This is a genomic window from Staphylococcus nepalensis (assembly GCF_002442935.1).
Lineage (GTDB): Bacteria > Bacillota > Bacilli > Staphylococcales > Staphylococcaceae > Staphylococcus > Staphylococcus nepalensis.
In genome coordinates this window covers 2,065,568-2,085,504 of record NZ_CP017466.1, presented here as the reverse complement: position 1 = coordinate 2,085,504, position 19,937 = coordinate 2,065,568, and the positions used below count along the sequence as shown (strand labels likewise).

Genomic DNA, 19,937 nt, shown 5'->3' with positions numbered 1-19,937 from the left:
TCTACAGCCTAATATAAATTTGTTTCTAATTCTTGCGTATTTTGCTGTTGGTTTTGATTTGGTTGTTGGTTTTGGTTTGGTTGTTGATTAGGATTTTGTTGCTGATTTGGATCCATTTGTTGGTTTGATTCATTTGGTTGTTGCATTGATTGATTATTATTTTGTTGGTTTCCATTTGGCATTTCAGTTTCTTGTTGGTTCATATTATTTTCTTCGGAAGACGTTCCTGAATTATCTTCGTTTGAGTTATCATCTTTTTGGTCAGAACTGCTCTTTTGGTTTTTTCTTAATAAACTACTATCAATTTCTGTTTGTGGTACGAGTGTACCATAAAAATCAATAATACGTTTATTTAAGAAATCATTTGTGTCTGTAATTTTAGGTAAATTTAAATCACCACGCAAAATATTAGCAGTATCTTGTATATTTTTAATATTAGGATTGTAGTAATATACACCGTTTAAGTAATCATCTTCACCTTCAAGTTGTTTACTTTTAATTTCAACGTCGTCTTTTAAGTAAGAAGTAGCTAATGCCTTAACATCTTTATAGCTTAAATTATGTTTGGCGTTTTTACCAACTATTTCAATAACGTCGTCTAACTTACTAAATGAATCTGCTTTTTGAGCTTTGACAAATAGTTTCTTGATTAAATCCATTTGTCTTTGACCACGTTTTAAATCTGAATCTTGATGACGTGTTCTAGCAACTGCTAAAGCTTCATCACCATTTAAATTTTGATGACCTTTTTTAACTTTAATCTTGCCAGTATCATTTGTATTTGGCTCGGAGATATCGTATGGAACGTCATACTCAATACCGCCTAGTTCATCTACAGCATCTACAAATGCTTCCATATTAATTCTTACATAATAATCGACTGGAACATTCATCGTTGTTTCTACAGAATCCATTGATGCTGTAGGGCCGCCATAGGCGTGTGCATGTGTAATTTTATCATAATACCCAACTTCTGGAATATAACTGATAGTATCACGTGGAATACTTAACATTCGTATTTGTTCTTTATCTGCATTAAATGTTGATAGTATCATTGCGTCAGTTCTTGATTGTTCAGCACTTTGACCATTTTTTTGACGACCACTATTATCATCGATACCTAAAAACAAAATAGAAATTGGATCTTCAGAAGGGTTGACTTTTGTTTCACGAATACTTGATTCTCTGGACGTATCACTTGTGTTCAATGAATTTTCAAAAGCACCTTGCGATGATTTAAGTAATAAAATGGCAAATATAACTGGAACAACTACAAGAATTAAAGATAGAAATATTAAAAAGTATTTAAAAAATTTATTCATGTAAGAAGCTCCCCATTGTATATGATTTGGTTTATATTACAATATTGGTTTAATGTTAAAATTTCGCTAATTTCATTAAATTATTGTAAAGAGAAATTTGTACTATAACTTATAATTTTATATCTAACATAATAAAATATCAACAAAGAATTTATCCAACTAAAGTTTGAAATGTATATCATAGAATATGATCACTGATAGAAACGACGTCAATCACAATTAAAAATAATTATAAAAAAGACATGTAGCTAAAAATGATTTATTTATAAACATACGATATAATTAGCATATGATAAATGTTATTGATGGTTAAAGAGATGATGTTTAAAAAATAAGTTCAAAGATTAAAAATAAAGTAGATAGCATAGTTTGAAATTTTAAAATAACTTATAAAAGGTGTCATAAAGCATAATCCTTTTTAAATCATTATAATAGATGCTTATTAATGAATTCTAACACATTAAAGAAACAAGGAGGATTTAGCCATGAAGTCAGAATGGTTGGATAGAATAGACGAAAGTTTGGTAAAAACGTTTTATGAAGCACAAACTGAAGAAGAAAAAGAAGAAGGATTTAAAGACGAATTAACATTTGGTACTGCTGGCATACGTAGTACTTTTGGATTAGGGCCTGGTCGTTTAAATGCATTTACAATACGCAAGGTTGCATTAGGATTAGCACAATATTTGAATGAAAAGTTTAGTGAACCTTCAATAGTGATACATTTTGATACTAGATTGCTATCTAAAGCATTTTCTGAAGAAATGGCATCTGTCTTAGCTGAAAATAATGTGACAACAATTTTATCAGAAAATTACAAATCTACGCCGGAATTATCATTTGCAGTAAGACACTTAAAAACAGATGCAGGTGTGATGATTACTGCTAGCCATAACCCTAAGCATTATAATGGTATCAAAATATATGACCAAAACGGTGGTCAATTGTTGCCAGATGAATCAGAGCGCTTAAGTCATTATATCAATGCGATAGAATATCCATTACAAATTCATCGAGGTGATTTTAATGCATTGCTACAAAAAAAACAAATTCAATATATGTCCCATGAAGTCACTGAAGCATACAAACATGAAGTTAAATCCTTAGTAGATACAATTCCGGAAAAAGAAGCAAAAGTGGTACTCACAAGTTTACATGGTACGAGTTTACCTTTAGCATCTGAAATTTTAACTGAATTAAATTATGATAACTTTGTAATTGAAAAAGAACAATCAATGCCAGATGGTAATTTTCCGACTGTAGCAATTGCGAATCCGGAAGCTGAAGCAGTTTTTGAACGAGGGCTAAAATTGGCAAATGATACAGATGCACAACTGATTATAGCAACAGATCCAGACGCGGACAGATTAGGTTTTATTGAACGTTATAATGATAATGAGTATAGATATTTTAATGGGAATGAAATTGGTATATTACTAACTAAATTAAGATTTCAAGATTTAGCAGATGAAGGTAAATCGCTGTATATGATTAAATCAATCGTCACAAGCGAACTAGCTGAGAGATTGGCTATAGCTTTAGATGTCGAAGTGAAAAATGTCTTGACTGGTTTTAAATATATTTCTGATTTACTAGAACAAGAAAGCTCAGAACAAGAAAAGCAACTATTACTTGCTTTTGAAGAAAGTCATGGTTATTTAGCAAAACCTTTTTCAAGAGATAAAGATGCAATTCAAATGGTTCCATTATTAATAAAATATAAAAATTTATTAGCAAATAATGGTATGACATTTAAAGATACTTTGGAAGATATTTATGCTCATATCGGTTCATATAAAGATAAAACATTGTCTCCTTTGTTTGAAGGGGCAGAAGGCGTTGAAAAAATTTCGAAAATAATGAACCAATTTAGAAATAAAGAAGTATCAACAATTTGTGGTCTTGAAGTAAAACAAATTGAAGATTATGAATTAGGTACAATTAAAAATATTGAAGAAGGTACAACAGAAGCACTGACGTTACCTAAAACTAATTTAATTAGATTTATTTTTGAAAATGGTTTTATAGCATTAAGACCATCCGGTACTGAACCTAAAATCAAACTATATTTTTCATTAAATATAGAGCATATGACTGCTTTAACAGATCAATTTAAAGATGAATTTATTAATAATATTAAATAAAACATAAAGAGGCAGCTAGATGAAAGTCAACAAGTTCAAATTAATTATTGTTATGATCATTTTTATTTTTATAATAGTAGGGGTGTATAGTTACAGACATGATAAACAGACTAAAGACGCTATGCATCCTACTCATGCTTCACAAAAGGTAAATAAAAAACAAACAACTAAAAAGGAAAAAGAATTAAAAACAGTGGTTGATCACAGTGATTCACAAATGAAGCAAATAGATCAATACTTAGAGGAAGGCCAATTTAATGGTACTGTAACAGTTTTTAAAAAAGGTCAATTAAGTCTAAATAAGGGTTATGGATTTAAAGATTTTGAAAAAAATGAAACTAATACGGCTAATACAATGTTTTTGATAGGTTCCGCACAAAAATTTATGACAGGGCTTATGTTAAAACAATTAGAAACTGAAAGTGAAATTAGTATGGTAGCACCCGTGAAGCAATATCTACCATATTTTGAATTAGCATACCCTGTCACTTTAAAGCAGTTGATGTTACATCAAAGCGGTTTATATAAATATCAAGCTAACCCAAAATTAAAAACCTTAGACGAAGCTGTACATGCAATAATAAAAAGAGATATTAACCCATTATATTATAATCAATATCAATACAATGATGCCAATTATCTAGTATTGTCAGAAGTTATAGAAGCAGTTACATATCAATCGTATACTCAAAATTTAAACGATAGAATAGTGAAACCCTATAATTTAAAATATACGGGCCGGTATAATGATTCAAATTTTAAAAAATATATGGCTACTGGTTATAAAAAGGATAAAAGTACTGGAAAGCGCGTCAAACAGAATCCTAACACTTTAAGTCAATATGATGGGGCAGGCAACCTTTATATGACGCCTTACGACATGGGGAAAGTCGTTTTAAATCTACAAAAAAATAAAATTTTTAATGCGACGATTACGAGACCTTTTATCCACGAAAGTTTAACTATACAATACCCTCAAGCGTATCGTTATGGTTTTTATTCTTTTGCAGATAAAAATCGAATTAATGGTATTTTTTATGGAAATATATTTACTGTATATTTTAATGATAATTATATTATCGTTTTAGCTACAAATTACGAAAACGGAAAAACAAGTAACGAGCAGAAAATGAAGCATATTTACTTTGATATACTTCAACAGGGTGGGTCATATAATAAAGTAAAGCAACCATACTAAAAAAATAAAAAAAGCATTCAATGATTCTAATAAAATGAATCGTTGGATGCTTTTTTTATTAATACGAATTTATTTACAGTATTGTAAGGCATCGATAAACATTTGTTTAAAGATATTTGCTTGTACTGACAGAACTACTGATGTATTAGGGAAATGTGATTTGAAATCTGTTACTGTAGCACCTTTAGTCAGTTTGCCGTTTGTTTCAATTTGCACATCAGCTTCTTGAACCGCAAAATTTTCAGGATGAAGAAGATATAGGATGGTATATGCATCGTAAACGTTAATACCTTTTTCAAAATCGTCTCCTCTATAGTGTTTGAACAGTTGATGTAGCATATTACCTGTGTCATTTATGGATTGTAATTCATTTATAGTATCGTGCGTTAAACTAGAACTTCTTGCTACATCTAAGCCTACCATTGTTAATGGCAATCCAGAATTAAAGACAATTTGAGCAGCTTCGGGATCACAGTAAATATTAAACTCAGCTAAAGGGGTCACATTACCTCGAGATGCCGAACCGCCCATTAATACGATCTCCTTAACATATGTTTTTACTTCTGGGTAAGTCGTAAGTAACAATGCGATATTTGTTAAAGGTCCAATAGGGACAAGCGTAATCGGCGCATCACTATTTAGCAAAGCATTTTTCATAGCTTCAACAGCATGCGTAGATGCTAAATCACTTTCCGCTATTTCAGGGAAAATATAACCCTCCATACCTGATTCACCATGTACATCGCTTGCATCAACTATTTCTGAAAGTAGTGGTTGAGATGCACCTCTATGTACAGGGACATTACTATTGAAAAATTGTTTGAGTTTTAACGCATTGGCAGTTGTTTTTTCAATTCCTACATTACCGTTAACTGTAGTAATCATTTTCAAATCGAAGTTGGGATGATTTAAAGCAATACTTATTGCTGCTGCATCATCAATGCCTGGGTCTGTATCTATAATAATTGGTTGTTTCATCAAATTTTTAATCCTCCTATTGCGTAAGTTACCTTATTAATTATATTCTACAACTTTTCTCGAATAAAATGTTAAAAAGCAAACTATCATCCAAAAATGAAAAGGGAGGTTAATAAATAAAATAAAAAAGGCTTCTCTTTCGAGAAGCCTTTGCTTGAGCTATAAGTGGCTTGAGTGTCCACCTTGCATTACCCAATAAGTACCGATAACAGTAATTAAAGTAATGATAAGCGCAAATATAACTTTAAACCCTTGTACGTTTCCGTCTTTACCTTCAGTTAAGTGCATGAACATTAATAATTGTACTGCAGCTTGTATAAAAGCAAAGCCAAAGATGATTGTAATCTTAGCATTAAGTGCCATTGATGTGTATAGGGTTACGAATACTGCTAAAAGAGTCAGAACGATTGAGCCAATAAAGCCTACTGTGTGTTTTACAATTGTATTCATCCGCTAAACACCATCCCTATCATATATACGGCAGTAAAGATGAAGATCCAAACAACATCTAAGAAGTGCCAGTATAAACTTACTATAAATAACTTAGGCGCATTGTCTTTATTTAGTCCACGCATGCCAACTTGGATTAATAAACAAATAATCCAAATAATACCTAATGAGACGTGGGCGCCGTGTGTTCCTAAAAGTATAAAGAAACTAGACCAATAAGAACCGATTGTTAGGTTAACACCTTCTGATACGTAGTGTGCAAACTCGTAAATTTCAAATCCTACGAAGACAACACCAAATAATAAAGTGATAATCATCCAAATCGTCATTAATTTTGCTTTTTCTTTTCTCATATAGTAAATAGAAATACCACAAGTATAAGAACTAATTAATAACGCAAATGTCATTATCAAAACGAGGGGTAATTCGAACATTTCAGTCGTCATTTTACCGCCATAGTCTCCACCATGTTGAAGTGTTAATAGGGTTGCAAATAGCGTACCGAATAGTGAGACTTCTGCTGTAAGGAATATCCAAAAGCCAAGTCTATTTAAATTACCTTCATGCGAACGTTGATCAATAGTGTTTGCATCATGACTCATGACTTACAGCCTCCCTTTCTTTTATACGTGCTTCACGTAAACGTTTTTCGGTTTCTGCTACTTCAGAAGCTGGGATATGATAACCGTGGTCTACTTGGAAACTGCGGAAAATCATAGTACCGAAGATACCTATTAAGCAAATAACAGCTGGAATAATTGTTTCAAAGACAAGGAAGAAGCCTCCGATTGTGAAGAAAATTCCCATCCAGAAACCAACTGGCGTATTATTTGGCATATGGATATCAGTGTAGTTGTGATTATCTAAGTAGTGTCTACCGTGTTCTTTCATATTTACAAATGTATCATAGTCATTCCAGTCTGGTGTAACAGCAAAGTTGTATTTAGGTGGCATCGCTGAAGCAGTTGACCACTCTAATGTACGTCCCAAACCGTACCAGTTATCACCAGTAGCTTCACGTGGTGATTTGAAGAAGCTATATACGATACTAGCAACTAAGAACATAAAGCCTAATGCCATCATGAGCGCACCGACAGTAGAGATTGCGTTTAACAACCACCAGCCGTCTTCTGGCATATAAGTGTATAAACGACGTGGCATACCATCTAATCCAAGGATGAATTGAGGTAAGAAACAAACGTTAAATCCAATCATAAATAACCAGAAACTCCATTTGTTTAATGTTTCGTTTAACTTAAATCCAGTCATCTTAGGCCACCAGAATATGAGCGCACCTAAACAAGCAAATACAACACCAGCTACTAACGTGTAGTGGAAGTGTGCTACTAAGAAGTACGTATTATGGTACTGATAGTCAGCTGCTGCCATTGCAAGCATGATACCAGTTACACCACCAAGTAAGAAGTTAGGGATGAATGCTAGCGCAAATAACATTGGCGATTCAAACGTAATTCTACCTTGATATAAAGTGAATAACCAGTTAAATAATTTAACACCGGTTGGGATACCAATCAGCATGGTTGTGATTGAGAAGAATGAGTTAATTAATGCACCATTACCCATTGTGAAGAAATGGTGAACCCAAACTAAGAAACTAAGGAATGCGATACCTGCTGTTGCCCATACCATACTTTGGTGACCGAACAGACGTTTACGAGCAAATGTTGGAATAATTTCTGAATAAATACCGAATGCAGGCAGGATAACGATATAAACTTCGGGGTGCCCCCATACCCAGAAGAAGTTAGCCCATAACATTGGCATACCGCCATTTGCGACTGTAAAGAATGCAGTATCGAAGATTCTATCTGTTGTGAACAGTGCTAATGCCACTGTTAGTACTGGGAAAGCCAAGATAACGATTAATGCTGTAATGAAAGTAGTAACCGTAAACATTGGCATTTCCATAAATTTCATTGTAGGTGTTTTACATCTAAGTATTGTTACAAAGAAGTTAATACCAGTCATTAGGGTACCTATACCAGAAATCTGTATTGCGATAAGGTAGTAGTTGACCCCAGGTCCTGGACTGAATTCTCCTGCGAGTGGTGCGTAGTTCGTCCAACCAGCTGCAGGTGAGCCTCCGATTATAAATGATAAGTTGAATAACAACATACCTGAGAAGAATAACCAGAAACTTACGTTATTTAATACAGGGAATGCAACGTCTCTTGCACCAATTTGTAAAGGTACAATAACATTCCATAAACCAAAAATGAAAGGCATTGCCATAAAGATAATCATTATTACGCCATGCGTACTAAAGACTTCATTATAATGGTTTCCTTCTAAAAATGTATTATCTGGAATTGCTAATTGTGTACGCATCATTAAGGCATCAATACCGCCACGCACGAACATTAATACAGCACAGATTAAATACATAGCGCCGATTTTTTTATGGTCAATAGATGTGAACCATTCTCTGTATAGATATTTCCACAATTTAAAGTAAGTAATTACTGCGATCACTGCGATGATAGCGAACGGTGCACCAATTTGTGCCATTGTAATCATCCAGTTACCTTGAACGAGCAATTGATCCCATGGGAAATTCATTAATGTCCACCTCCATGTTCATGGTCTTTTTTCTCAGACTCTGATGCTTGTTCGTCTTTAGCACCTTCTGAGATTTTTTCCATTTCGTCCATATTATGTGATTCTTCATCTTTAAACTCACTATTATATGGTTCATTATTGCCTAGAATCATAGCTTTCATACCATGACGTTCGTAGTTTGCGTTTGTGATTTGTGGCTTACGTGCAGGTTTATTAGGTTTATCTAATACGTCCTCTTTTATTTCTTTTGGTGTATTAAAATTTGGATCTTTCTGTACGTAATTGAAACGATCATAAGCATAGAAAATATACTCAGGATCAGCTGCTGGATCAACAAACGCCATATGCGTACCACTGAAAGTTAAGTTTTTGTTTTCAGTAGTTGGTAAAAGTTGTTTATCAAAAGTATCTTGATCTAATTCCTTTTGACTTTGAGCATCTTTTACCCAATCCTTAAATTCACTTTGGCTAACTGAATTGACATCAAATGTTTGGCGAGCGAATCCTTCACCGTTGAAGTTTGAGTTACGTCCTCTGAACGTTCCTTCTTCGCTAGCAGTTAAAGTCCAATCCATTGTCATTCCAGTCATCGCATATTTTTGACCACCTAACTGTGGAATCCAGAAACTTGTCATCATATCCATTGATTGGAGTTTGAAGACAACAGGTCGATCTTTAGGTATGGTTAAGTGGTTAACAGTTTCAACTTTTTCTTCAGGATAACTGAAGAACCACTTATAACCAGCGCTTGTTGCATAGACAACAAGGGGATCGTCTTGTTTTTCCGGCGTTTCTTCATACATGTAAAGTGATTTTACTGTAGGAATAGCTAAAGCGATAACAATGATTACCGGGATAACAAACCAAATTGTTTCAATTAAAGAATTGTGGTGCATCTTACCAGATTCGTCTGTTTTGTGTAATCTATATTTATATAGAAACAGAGCAAACATGATAAGCACGGCGGCAATAATAACAAGCATGAAGATGATTGAGTAAATAATCAAGAACTTCGAGTCACTTGCTACCGGCCCTTTTGGGTTTAAAACTTCTACATTGGAACAGCCACTAAGTACAATTAGTGAGCCAAAGAGTAGAAGCAAAGACTTAAATTTTGACACTTTTTTGACCTCCTAATACTACAATTGTAGGGCTTACCATCAATTTTAAGATATTACGCAATATTTACAAGTGTTTGTGTAAAAAAAAATATTGTAAAATTAAAAGAAACCCAACAAACTCAACGTCTGACGGGCTTTTAAAGATTTGTTAAAATTATGTGTACATTTTGTGAAAAGTGTCATATTTAAGGCGATAGGATAATTTCACACTATTTGCTTACTGATTAGCACTCAATATTATAATCAGATATGTATGAATAATTTCGTTTATTTTACTTCGATATATCTTACAGATTTATTTGTAGCGCCTTCTGAATCTTCTACTTTGTATTCAACTTTATATTTTCCTTTTTTATCTGTATTAATTTGACCATCTACTATGATTTTATGCGTTAAGTCACCATCTTCTTTATCATACGCACGTACACCATTTAATAGATTGTAGTTATTCCCTTTATCTATTACTATATCGTTCGTTCCTTTTAACTCAGGTATAGAATTTTCTGTAGCTTCTGCGCTAAGGTTAGGTGAAACGAGTGTGGCAGAGACACCTAATGCTGATAATGACTGTAGTAATTTGTTCATAACGTAAACCTCCGTATGAGCGTCATTTAATTTTATCTTAATTACACTATATTTTATTTTAGATGATAAAACATCGTACTATAGTCCTAATATAACGTAGAAGTGTAAATTCAGTTATAATTTTCAGAAAAAATTCAATTAAATGTAATAATTCGCATATAGTGATAGAAATTGGCAAACGTTCATATATGAATCTAATAAGAAGAAAATAATTATTTTGTTTATAAAACTGTGTTGTAATGTTAGTAAGTTTTCAGTAGATAGAAGTGAATTTATTATAAAAAGACATTTCAAGATGCGTTACTGTGAATTTATATAAAGTTGCGCTTGCTATAATTATAAGCCATTTTGTTATATTCATTATCAATTTATTATATGTTAATTGACATTTTTTATTTGTAATACTTCTGTTATCCAAACATATAAGAATTTAAAATGATATGAAAGAAAACGCACTTTAGAGAATTAATGTTTTAAAAGTGTTATTTAGAAGTGACACTTTGTATGTTATCTATTGTCTATATAATAAACGAGCCCAAGCATTATTTATGACCCGGGCCCATTTATTTTTATTCAAATAAAAAGCGTATTATTCGATACCTCTACGCATTTTTTCTGCAATAAGTGTATTATTTAATACCATTGTAATCGTCATAGGGCCAACACCACCTGGAACTGGTGTAATAGCACCTGCTATTTCTTTAACTTCATCGTATGCAATATCACCTTTTAATTTGCCATTTTCATCCGGTGTGTTTCCTACGTCGATAACAACTGCGCCTTCTTTTACATCATCTTTAGTTACAAGCCCTGGACGACCTACAGCACTAACGATAACATCAGCATTTTTTAAATGTTGATGCATGTCTTTAGTTCTTGAATGAAGAATCGTAACTGAAGCATTTTTTTGTAATAATAATTTCGATACTGGCTGACCAACAATGTGGCTACGACCAATGACGACTGCATCTTTTCCTTCTAAATCAATATCAGCATGGTTTAGTAATTCCATAATACCTAGAGGGGTACAAGGAACGAAAGTCTGTTGGTCGATATAAAGTTTACCAATATTTTCAGGGTGGAACCCGTCAACATCCTTAGCTGGATTAATTGATTCTAAAACTTTTTGTTCACTTACTTGTTCTGGTAGTGGTACTTGAACTAAAATACCACTTACACTGTCATCTTCATTTAAGCGTTTAAGTTCGCTTAAAACTTTTTCTTCTGAAGCAGATTCATCTAAATGTACAATTTCTGAAATCATACCGATCTTTTCTGCTGCTTTCTTTTTAGAATTCACATAACTTTGACTTGCGCCATCATTACCTACAAGAATAACTGATAATTTTGGTGTATAACCCTTCGCTTGTAAAGCTTCGACTTGGTCTTTTAGACCTTGTCTGTAATCCTTTGCGATTTGTTTCCCGTCTAAAACTTTTGCGACCATGAAAAAATCCTCCTCCAATGTATGAACTTTACTTAACTTTAACATAAATAACACCACGTTTTTCAACCAAAAGACGTAAATTTAATGTTTTTTTAAATTTAAAGTTCGATTTTTGATTGAAAAAGCGTTTTTTAGTTGTTATGCTATATCTGTAATATACATCTAATAGTCATAACATTTCAAATTTCTGAAAGGGTGTTCATTTTGAAAGTGGTAGTCATAATGGGTAGTTCTTCCGATTGGGAGACTATGAAAGAAAGTTGCCAAATGTTAGAACAACTAGAAATACCGTACGAAAAGAAAGTAGTTTCAGCACATCGTACGCCTCAATTAATGTATGAGTTTTCTAAAGGAGCCAGAGATAATGGTTACGACGTCATTATTGCTGGAGCAGGTGGTGCAGCACATTTACCAGGTATGGTTGCATCAATGACAACATTACCAGTCATAGGCGTGCCAATTGAATCTAAAAGTTTAAAAGGTTTGGATTCTCTCTTGTCTATTGTACAAATGCCAGGCGGTATTCCAGTTGCGACAACAGCTATAGGTAAAGCAGGAGCTAAAAATGCAGGTGTTTTAGCTGCCAGAATGCTCAGTATTGGTAATAAAGATATCCAAAAGAATTTGGAAAATTACGAAAAATCACTGATTGAGAAAGTGAGTGAAATGCAACATGAACTTCAGTAAATTACCATTTGGATCAACGATTGGCATTATCGGTGGAGGACAATTAGGGAAAATGATGGCACAATCAGCACAGAAGATGGGTTATAAAGTCATTGTGCTAGATCCTGATGAAAATTGTCCGTGTCAATATGTAGCACATCAATTTATAAATGCCAACTATGATGACGAACAATCACTTGCGCAATTAGGTGAATTGTCTGACGTGATCACTTATGAATTTGAAAATATCTCGGCTAGTCAATTACAAACGCTAGTCTCTAAATATAATATTCCTCAAGGTTACCAAGCGATTCAATTATTACAAGATAGATTAGTTGAAAAACAAACGTTGCAAAATGCTCAAACGCAAATAGCGCCATTTATAAAGTTATCAGACCCAAATGATTTAACTCGTGCTATAGAAGAAATTGGTTTTCCATTTATCATAAAAACAAGATTTGGTGGTTATGATGGCAAAGGTCAAGCACTTATTACTAATGAATCAGATTTGAATAAAGCAAAAGTATTAGTTGAAAAGCAAGAATGTGTTGCTGAACAATTTTTAGATTTGCAAAAGGAAGTTTCGCTTACAGTAACAATTGGTAATAATAACCAAATTACTTATTTTCCTCTACAAGAGAATGAACATCAAAATCAAATATTATTTAAGACGATTGTTCCTGCACGTGTCGATGTCCAAAAAGAACAAGAGGCGCGAAATGAAGTTGAAAAAATAATTGAACATGTACACTTTATTGGGACATTTACGGTGGAATTTTTCATAGATTCAAACAATCATTTATTTGTAAACGAGATTGCACCACGACCGCATAATTCTGGACATTATTCCATAGAAGCGTGTGATTATTCGCAGTTTGATACACATATATTGGCGGTTACAGGTCAACGCCTACCAGAAAAGATTAATTTATTAAAACCTAGCGTAATGATGAACTTATTAGGTAGAGACTTAGATTTACTAGAAAATGAGTTTGGGGACCATCCTGAATGGCATGTACACATATATGGAAAAATAAACCGTAAGCCTGATAGAAAAATGGGACATCTCACGATGCTAACGAATGATGTAGATCAAACTGAACAGGCTTTGTTAAATCATTTTGAAGGGAGACATAAATAATGTCTTTATTATATGAAGGGAAAGCTAAACGAATCTTTTCAACAGAGCAACCTGGTGTACTTCGTGTCGAATATAAAGATGAAGTGACAGCAGGTAATGGTGCAAAAAAAGATTATATAGAAGGTAAAGGACGCTTGAATAATCAAATTACTTCTAGAATCTTCAATTTTATTAAAGCACGTGGTATAGAGAGTCATTTTATCGAGCAGACATCAGAAACGGAGCAACTTGTAAAATCAGTTGATATTATCCCTTTGGAAGTAGTAGTGAGAAATATCGCTGCAGGTTCTATCACTAAGCGTTTAGGGTTTGAAAAAGGACATGAATTTGAAAGCCCGCTTGTGGAATTCTTCTATAAGAATGACAACTTAAATGATCCTTTAATTACAGAAGATCATATCCAATTATTACATTTAGCAAGTGAAGAAGATATTGAATTATTAAAAAATGCAGCAAAAGCAATAAACGCTGTGTTAGTTCAATTAATGGATGAAATGGAATTGAGATTGGTCGATTTCAAAATAGAATTTGGTCGAAATAAAAGTGGTCAAATTATTTTAGCAGATGAAATTTCACCAGACACATGCCGTATTTGGGATAAATACAGTGATACTAACTTCGATAAAGATGTTTATCGTGAGGATACTGGCTCAATCATAGAAACTTATCAAACTTTTCTTAATAAATTGGAGGAACTTTAAAAATGAAGACAATTGAATTGCATATCACATTACAACCACAGGTTTTAGATACACAAGGACAAGCGTTAAATCGTGCAGTACATGATTTAGGCTACACACAAGTGAATGATATTCGTGTTGGTAAAGTACTATATATGACAGTAGATGAAGCGACAGATGCTGCGGTACATAACGTTGTTACTACTTTAAGTGAAAAACTATTTGCAAATACAGTAATTGAAGAATATAGCTATAAAGTATTGGAAGAAGGAGAGAAAGCATAATGAAATTTGCAGTGCTAAAATTTCCAGGTTCCAATTGTGATAGAGATATGTATAATGCAGCAGTAAAATCAGGAGTCCAAGCGGAGTATGTAGATTATAGGAATATATCGTTAGAGGGGTATGATGGTGTGCTTATTCCTGGAGGCTTTTCATTTGGTGACTACTTACGATCAGGTGCCATGGCAAGTGTTGCTCCTATTACTGAAGAAGTGAAACGTTTTGCAGAAGAAGGTAAACCAGTATTAGGTGTTTGCAATGGTTTCCAAATACTTACTGAAATTGGTTTACTCCCTGGCGCTTTATTGCACAATGATTCACATTTATTTGTAAGCCGAAATGAGTCTTTGAAAGTGGTTAATAACCAAACGCCATATACAAATTTATATAGTGAGAATGAGGTTGTTGTTTATCCAGTAGCACATGGCGAAGGACATTACTACTGCACATCTGAAATGTATGACAAATTAGAAGCGAATAATCAAATTATTTTAAAATATATGGATAATCCAAATGGTTCGTATAATGATATTGCAGGAATTGTAAATGAAAAAGGTAATGTTTGTGGTATGATGCCTCATCCTGAACGTGCAATTGAAACTATATTAGGAACAGACAGTGGCGTAAGATTATTTGAAGCAATGGTGAATAGTTGGAGGGAACAAAATGTCTAAGTTTATCGAACCGAGTGTTGAAGAAATTAAATTAGAAAAATTATACAAAGATATGGGCTTGTCAGAGGCAGAATACGACAAAGTTTGTGAAATTTTAGGACGTGAGCCAAATTTTACTGAAATTGGTATTTTTTCTGTAATGTGGAGTGAACATTGTTCGTATAAACATTCCAAGCCGTTTTTAACTCAATTCCCAACATCAGGGGAACATGTATTAATGGGGCCTGGTGAAGGTGCTGGTGTCGTTGATATCGGGGATAATCAAGCGGTAGTTTTCAAAGTTGAATCTCATAACCATCCATCAGCTGTAGAACCGTATCAAGGTGCTGCCACTGGTGTTGGGGGTATTATCAGAGATATTGTTTCAATCGGCGCTAGACCAATTAATTTGTTAAATAGCTTACGTTTTGGCGAATTAACAGAAAAGCAAAATCGTCGCTTATTACGTGGTGTGGTAGCTGGCATTGGTGGTTATGGTAACTGTATTGGCATACCAACAACAGCTGGTGAAATAGAGTTTGACGACAGATATGATGGTAATCCATTGGTAAATGCTATGTGTGTAGGTATTATTGACCACGATAAAATTCAAAAAGGCACCGCTAAAGGTAACGGAAATTCAGTTATCTATGTTGGATTAAAAACAGGACGTGATGGTATTCACGGGGCAACTTTTGCATCTGAAGAATTAAGTGAAGATAGTGAAAGTAAGCGACCTTCAGTACAAATTGGTGATCCATTTGTTGGTAAAAAATTAATGGAAGCAACTTTAGAAGCGATAACTTTCGAAGAATTGGTAGGTATCCAAGACATGGGAGCAGCCGGTTTGACGTCATCTTCTTCAGAAATGGCAGCAAAAGGTGGTAGCGGTTTACATTTACAACTAGAGAAGGTGCCAACGAGAGAACAAGGTATTTCTCCGTATGAAATGATGTTATCAGAAACACAAGAACGCATGCTTTTAGTAGTAGAAAAAGGTACGGAAGACAAATTCTTAGACCTTTTTGATAAACATGAATTAGATAGCGCTGTAATTGGAGAGGTGACAGATACAGATCGTTTTGTACTTACATATAAAGGCGACGTTTTCGCTGATATACCTGTTCAACCTTTATCTGATGAAGCGCCTGTTTATGTCTTAGAAGGAGTAGCGCCACAATATAATGCTAGTAAGAATGATTACAGTCATATTGATGTAGAAGATGTATTTGAACGTTTATTACAACATCCAACGATTGCTTCAAAGCGATATTTATATGAACAATATGATCAACAAGTCGGTGCTAATACAATTGTGAAACCAGGATTACAATCATCTGTAGTTCGAGTAGAAGGCACTAATAAAGCAATCGCATCTACGATTGACGGTGAAGCGCGTTATGTGTTCAACAACCCTTATGAAGGGGGGAAAATGGTTGTTGCAGAAGCGTATCGCAATTTAATTTCTGTTGGTGCTACGCCTTTAGCTATGACTGATTGCCTAAATTACGGTTCGCCAGAGAAAAAGGAAATTTATCAACAATTAGCTGATTCTACAAAAGGTATGTCAGAAGCTTGTGAAATATTGAGTACGCCAGTAGTGTCTGGAAATGTTTCACTTTATAATGAAACAAAAGAAACGTCAATATTCCCAACACCAGTAGTTGGTATGGTTGGATTAATTGAAGACATTGATTATTTAACTGATTTCTCACCAAAAGCAGGCGACACACTTTATATCGTGGGTGATACAAATGATGATTTTGGTGGCAGTCAAATTGAGAAATTGCTATATAGTAAAGTAAATCATGAATTTGAAGCGATAGATTTATCAGGTGAGGTACGTAAAGGTGAAGCAATTAAAACTGCAATTCGTAACGGTGTAGCTTCTCATGTTCAAACAGTTGGAAAAGGCGGATTATTAATGACGTTTGCTCGTTTAAGTGCGCATTATCAATTAGGGCTAGAAGTAGAACTAGCGCTTACGAATGAACAACTGTTCAGCGAAACGCAAGGGCGTTATATTGTTTCCGTAAAAGAGAACCAATCATTAGATCTTGATTGCGCAATCAAGGTTGGGTCATTTACACAAGATGGAAAATTTGTAGTTTCTAACAAAAATACTAAAGTAACACGTGATGTTAATGAATTGAATGAACTATGGGAAGGAGCTATTCCTAAATGTATGACTACAACGGATTAAACGAAGAGTGTGGTGTTTTTGGCATCTGGAATCACCATGAAGCAGCACAACTGACTTATATGGGGCTACATAGTTTACAACATAGAGGTCAAGAGGGCGCAGGAATGGTGTGTTCAAATGGAGAGACACTTATTGGAGAAAGAGGACTTGGTCTTTTGACTGAGGCTATTTCAGACACACAATTAGAATCATTTAAATCCTATCAACATGCGATTGGCCATGTACGATATGCAACATCAGGTAATAAAGGTATAGAAAATATTCAACCATTTTTATATCATTTTTACGATATGAGCGTTGCAGTTTGTCATAACGGAAACTTAATTAACGCACAAAGTTTAAGAAGATCGCTTGAACATCAAGGTTCTATTTTCCATTCTTCATCAGATACAGAAGTAATTATGCATTTAATTCGTAGAAGTAAAGCGCCTACATTTGAAGCGGCATTACAAGAGAGTTTACGTAAAATCAAAGGTGGTTTTACATTTGCATTGTTAACAAAAGATGCTTTATATGGTGCTGTTGATCCAAATGCTATCAGACCATTAGTAGTAGGCAAGATGAAAACAGGCTCATATATCCTTGCAAGTGAGACATGCGCTATTGATGTTTTAGGTGCAGAGTTTGTGAGAGATATTCATGCTGGTGAATATGTTGTTATCGACGACGAAGGTATTCGCGTGGAATCATATACGAGACATACAAATACAGCAATATCAGCTATGGAATATATTTATTTTGCTAGACCAGATTCTACCATCGCAGGAAAAAATGTTCATGCAATCCGAAAACAATCAGGTAAGCAATTAGCTTTAGAAAGCCCAGTTGAAAATGCAGACATGGTTATTGGCGTCCCCAATTCCTCGCTTTCAGCAGCCTCAGGTTATGCTGAGCAGAGTGGTTTACCTTATGAAATGGGCTTAGTGAAAAATCAATATGTAGCACGCACGTTTATTCAACCGACACAAGAGTTACGCGAACAAGGCGTGAGAGTTAAATTATCAGCTGTAAAAGATATTGTGCAAGGCAAAAATATTGTACTGGTAGATGATTCAATTGTAAGAGGTACTACAAGTAAACGCATCGTTCAGATGCTTAAAGATTCTGGCGCAAATGAAGTGCATGTACGTATAGCTTCTCCTGAGTTTATGTTTCCAAGTTTTTATGGCATAGATGTCTCAACAACAGCTGAACTTATATCAGCGAACAAATCACCAGAAGAAATTAGTAATCACATTGGGTCTGACTCTTTAGCTTATTTAACAGTAGATGGCTTAATCGATTCTATCGGCCTTGAAGTAGACGCGCCATACAAGGGGCTATGTGTGGAAAGCTTTACTGGTGATTACCCTGCTGGTCTTTATGATTATGAAAAGGATTATCTTGAAAATTTAAGCGAACGCCAAAAAGAATATTTAGCAAATCATAAACAATACTTTGATAGAGAGGGTAATTTAAATGTCTAAAGCATACCAACAAGCAGGTGTTGATATTAACGCAGGATATGAAGCAGTTGAACGTATGTCAAGTCACGTTCAAAGAACAATGCGAAAAGAAGTATTAGGTGGATTAGGCGGTTTTGGTGCTACGTTTGATTTATCTCAATTAAATATGAAAGCGCCGTTACTCGTTTCAGGTACCGATGGCGTTGGTACTAAATTAAAGTTAGCAATTGATAATGACAAACACGATACGATTGGTATCGATGCAGTTGCGATGTGCGTTAACGATATTTTAACGACTGGTGCAGAACCTTTATATTTTTTAGATTATATTGCTACAAACAAAGTAATTCCAGAAGTGATAGAACAAATCGTCAAAGGGGTTAGCGACGGTTGTGAAGAAACGAATACAGCGCTTATCGGCGGTGAAACTGCAGAAATGGGAGAAATGTATCACGAAGGTGAATATGATTTAGCTGGCTTTGCAGTAGGTGCAGTTGAAAAAGAGGCTTATATAGATGGTTCTACGGTAAAACCAGGTCATGTGATTATTGGACTTGAATCGAGTGGGATACATTCAAATGGTTACAGTTTAGTTAGAAATATCATTAAAAAATCTGGTGTTAATTTACAAGATAAATTTGATGTAGATCGCACGTATTTAGATGTTTTTCTAGAGCCTACACGCTTGTATGTCAAACCTGTATTAACAGTAAAAAAACAAATACAAATACATGCCATGACACACATCACTGGTGGCGGATTTATTGAGAATATACCTAGAGCATTGCCAAACGGTGTAACTGCTATGATTGACGTAACGCAGTTCCCGACGCCGAAAATATTCGAATGGCTACAAAACCAGGGTGATATAACAAAAGAAGAAATGTATAACGTGTTTAATATGGGTATCGGTTTTACATTAATTGTAGATGCTCAGGATGAATCTAAAGTGTTGGATGCATTAAAAGCCGAACAGATAAATGCTTATAAAATCGGAGAAATAGTTAAAGGCGAAGAGCCAATTCGCTTAATGGGGGTATAAA

At 34.2% G+C, this 19,937-nt stretch carries 18 protein-coding genes; 10 read left to right on the top strand and 8 right to left on the bottom strand.

Translation table 11 applies throughout. From position 1 onward, the window contains the following. Positions 1 to 8: 8 nt before the first annotated feature. Positions 9 to 1,322: an LCP family protein gene (locus tag BJG89_RS09895; protein ID WP_096810436.1), complete on the bottom strand. Its 1,314-nt coding sequence runs from the start codon at positions 1,320 to 1,322 to the stop codon at positions 9 to 11. Between the two features lie 485 nt (positions 1,323 to 1,807). On the opposite strand from BJG89_RS09895, the gene BJG89_RS09890 reads away from it, so the two are divergent. Together BJG89_RS09890 and BJG89_RS09885 are read left to right on the top strand one after the other, a co-directional pair. Further along, positions 1,808 to 3,466 (top strand): phospho-sugar mutase, encoded by a 1,659-nt coding sequence (locus BJG89_RS09890; protein WP_096810435.1) that lies wholly within the window; start codon positions 1,808 to 1,810, stop codon positions 3,464 to 3,466. Between the two features lie 19 nt (positions 3,467 to 3,485). After that, the gene (locus BJG89_RS09885; RefSeq protein ID WP_096810434.1) at positions 3,486 to 4,664 is read left to right on the top strand and encodes a serine hydrolase domain-containing protein; all 1,179 of its coding nucleotides are present in this window, start codon (positions 3,486 to 3,488) and stop codon (positions 4,662 to 4,664) included. Between the two features lie 69 nt (positions 4,665 to 4,733). Here BJG89_RS09885 and rihC read toward each other — a convergent pair whose 3' ends face one another. From rihC to folD, 7 genes are all read right to left on the bottom strand, one after another. Further along, positions 4,734 to 5,642: a ribonucleoside hydrolase RihC gene (gene rihC / locus BJG89_RS09880; protein WP_096810433.1), complete on the bottom strand. Its 909-nt coding sequence runs from the start codon at positions 5,640 to 5,642 to the stop codon at positions 4,734 to 4,736. Positions 5,643 to 5,801: 159 nt separating this feature from the next. Next, complete coding sequence (qoxD, locus tag BJG89_RS09875) at positions 5,802 to 6,092, bottom strand: cytochrome aa3 quinol oxidase subunit IV (RefSeq protein WP_096808059.1); 291 nt, start codon at positions 6,090 to 6,092, stop codon at positions 5,802 to 5,804. Then, entirely contained in the window at positions 6,089 to 6,694 is a 606-nt protein-coding gene (gene qoxC, locus BJG89_RS09870) for a cytochrome aa3 quinol oxidase subunit III (RefSeq protein ID WP_096808058.1), read from the bottom strand. The genes qoxD and qoxC overlap by 4 nt, the downstream gene beginning before the upstream one ends. Beyond that, positions 6,684 to 8,672: a cytochrome aa3 quinol oxidase subunit I gene (gene qoxB / locus BJG89_RS09865; protein WP_096810432.1), complete on the bottom strand. Its 1,989-nt coding sequence runs from the start codon at positions 8,670 to 8,672 to the stop codon at positions 6,684 to 6,686. Before qoxB ends, qoxC begins: the two co-directional genes overlap by 11 nt. Further along, positions 8,672 to 9,793 carry a cytochrome aa3 quinol oxidase subunit II gene (qoxA, locus tag BJG89_RS09860; protein WP_096810431.1) on the bottom strand — a complete coding sequence of 374 codons (1,122 nt, stop codon included), beginning with the start codon at positions 9,791 to 9,793 and terminating at the stop codon, positions 8,672 to 8,674. Before qoxA ends, qoxB begins: the two co-directional genes overlap by 1 nt. Positions 9,794 to 10,060: 267 nt before the next feature. After that, positions 10,061 to 10,378 (bottom strand): immunoglobulin-like domain-containing protein, encoded by a 318-nt coding sequence (locus tag BJG89_RS09855; RefSeq protein WP_096810430.1) that lies wholly within the window; start codon positions 10,376 to 10,378, stop codon positions 10,061 to 10,063. A gap of 589 nt (positions 10,379 to 10,967) precedes the next feature. Beyond that, a complete protein-coding gene (gene folD, locus BJG89_RS09850; RefSeq protein WP_096810429.1) occupies positions 10,968 to 11,825 on the bottom strand; it encodes a bifunctional methylenetetrahydrofolate dehydrogenase/methenyltetrahydrofolate cyclohydrolase FolD in 858 nt (285 codons plus the stop codon). A 204-nt stretch (positions 11,826 to 12,029) separates the two neighbouring features. Here folD and purE point away from each other — a divergent pair, with 204 nt between their 5' ends. Genes purE through purM form a run of 8 tightly spaced genes read left to right on the top strand, consistent with a single transcriptional unit; the run spans position 12,030 to position 19,936 of the window. Then, complete coding sequence (purE, locus tag BJG89_RS09845) at positions 12,030 to 12,512, top strand: 5-(carboxyamino)imidazole ribonucleotide mutase (RefSeq protein WP_096810428.1); 483 nt, start codon at positions 12,030 to 12,032, stop codon at positions 12,510 to 12,512. Then, positions 12,499 to 13,632 carry a 5-(carboxyamino)imidazole ribonucleotide synthase gene (gene purK / locus BJG89_RS09840; RefSeq protein WP_096810427.1) on the top strand — a complete coding sequence of 378 codons (1,134 nt, stop codon included), beginning with the start codon at positions 12,499 to 12,501 and terminating at the stop codon, positions 13,630 to 13,632. Before purE ends, purK begins: the two co-directional genes overlap by 14 nt. Next, on the top strand, positions 13,632 to 14,333 hold the full coding sequence (purC, locus tag BJG89_RS09835) for a phosphoribosylaminoimidazolesuccinocarboxamide synthase (protein WP_096810426.1): 702 nt from the start codon (positions 13,632 to 13,634) through the stop codon (positions 14,331 to 14,333). Before purK ends, purC begins: the two co-directional genes overlap by 1 nt. 2 nt (positions 14,334 to 14,335) lie before the next feature. Continuing rightward, a complete protein-coding gene (purS, locus tag BJG89_RS09830) occupies positions 14,336 to 14,596 on the top strand; it encodes a phosphoribosylformylglycinamidine synthase subunit PurS (protein WP_096810425.1) in 261 nt (86 codons plus the stop codon). Beyond that, positions 14,596 to 15,267, top strand: a complete 672-nt coding sequence (purQ, locus tag BJG89_RS09825) for a phosphoribosylformylglycinamidine synthase I (RefSeq protein WP_096810424.1) — start codon at positions 14,596 to 14,598, stop codon at positions 15,265 to 15,267. Before purS ends, purQ begins: the two co-directional genes overlap by 1 nt. Further along, positions 15,260 to 17,449, top strand: coding sequence for a phosphoribosylformylglycinamidine synthase subunit PurL (gene purL / locus BJG89_RS09820; protein WP_096810423.1), 2,190 nt, complete (start codon positions 15,260 to 15,262; stop codon positions 17,447 to 17,449). The genes purQ and purL overlap by 8 nt, the downstream gene beginning before the upstream one ends. Beyond that, the gene (gene purF, locus BJG89_RS09815; RefSeq protein WP_096810422.1) at positions 17,428 to 18,915 is read left to right on the top strand and encodes an amidophosphoribosyltransferase; all 1,488 of its coding nucleotides are present in this window, start codon (positions 17,428 to 17,430) and stop codon (positions 18,913 to 18,915) included. The genes purL and purF overlap by 22 nt, the downstream gene beginning before the upstream one ends. Next, positions 18,908 to 19,936 (top strand): phosphoribosylformylglycinamidine cyclo-ligase, encoded by a 1,029-nt coding sequence (gene purM, locus BJG89_RS09810; RefSeq protein ID WP_096810421.1) that lies wholly within the window; start codon positions 18,908 to 18,910, stop codon positions 19,934 to 19,936. Before purF ends, purM begins: the two co-directional genes overlap by 8 nt. Position 19,937 lies beyond the last annotated feature (1 nt).

What these genes read in the sequence shown, in the direction of transcription:
- BJG89_RS09885 (WP_096810434.1), top strand. Translation starts at nt 3,486, where the DNA reads ATGAAAGTCAACAAGTTCAAATTAATTATTGTTATGATCATTTTTATT.
- purK (WP_096810427.1), top strand. Translation starts at nt 12,499, where the DNA reads ATGAACTTCAGTAAATTACCATTTGGATCAACGATTGGCATTATCGGT.
- folD (WP_096810429.1), bottom strand. Translation starts at nt 11,825, where the DNA reads ATGGTCGCAAAAGTTTTAGACGGGAAACAAATCGCAAAGGATTACAGA.
- qoxB (WP_096810432.1), bottom strand. Translation starts at nt 8,672, where the DNA reads ATGAATTTCCCATGGGATCAATTGCTCGTTCAAGGTAACTGGATGATT.
- purM (WP_096810421.1), top strand. Translation starts at nt 18,908, where the DNA reads ATGTCTAAAGCATACCAACAAGCAGGTGTTGATATTAACGCAGGATAT.
- qoxD (WP_096808059.1), bottom strand. Translation starts at nt 6,092, where the DNA reads ATGAATACAATTGTAAAACACACAGTAGGCTTTATTGGCTCAATCGTT.
- purC (WP_096810426.1), top strand. Translation starts at nt 13,632, where the DNA reads ATGTCTTTATTATATGAAGGGAAAGCTAAACGAATCTTTTCAACAGAG.
- purQ (WP_096810424.1), top strand. Translation starts at nt 14,596, where the DNA reads ATGAAATTTGCAGTGCTAAAATTTCCAGGTTCCAATTGTGATAGAGAT.
- purL (WP_096810423.1), top strand. Translation starts at nt 15,260, where the DNA reads ATGTCTAAGTTTATCGAACCGAGTGTTGAAGAAATTAAATTAGAAAAA.
- purF (WP_096810422.1), top strand. Translation starts at nt 17,428, where the DNA reads ATGTATGACTACAACGGATTAAACGAAGAGTGTGGTGTTTTTGGCATC.
- BJG89_RS09890 (WP_096810435.1), top strand. Translation starts at nt 1,808, where the DNA reads ATGAAGTCAGAATGGTTGGATAGAATAGACGAAAGTTTGGTAAAAACG.
- qoxC (WP_096808058.1), bottom strand. Translation starts at nt 6,694, where the DNA reads ATGAGTCATGATGCAAACACTATTGATCAACGTTCGCATGAAGGTAAT.
- purS (WP_096810425.1), top strand. Translation starts at nt 14,336, where the DNA reads ATGAAGACAATTGAATTGCATATCACATTACAACCACAGGTTTTAGAT.
- BJG89_RS09855 (WP_096810430.1), bottom strand. Translation starts at nt 10,378, where the DNA reads ATGAACAAATTACTACAGTCATTATCAGCATTAGGTGTCTCTGCCACA.
- rihC (WP_096810433.1), bottom strand. Translation starts at nt 5,642, where the DNA reads ATGAAACAACCAATTATTATAGATACAGACCCAGGCATTGATGATGCA.
- BJG89_RS09895 (WP_096810436.1), bottom strand. Translation starts at nt 1,322, where the DNA reads ATGAATAAATTTTTTAAATACTTTTTAATATTTCTATCTTTAATTCTT.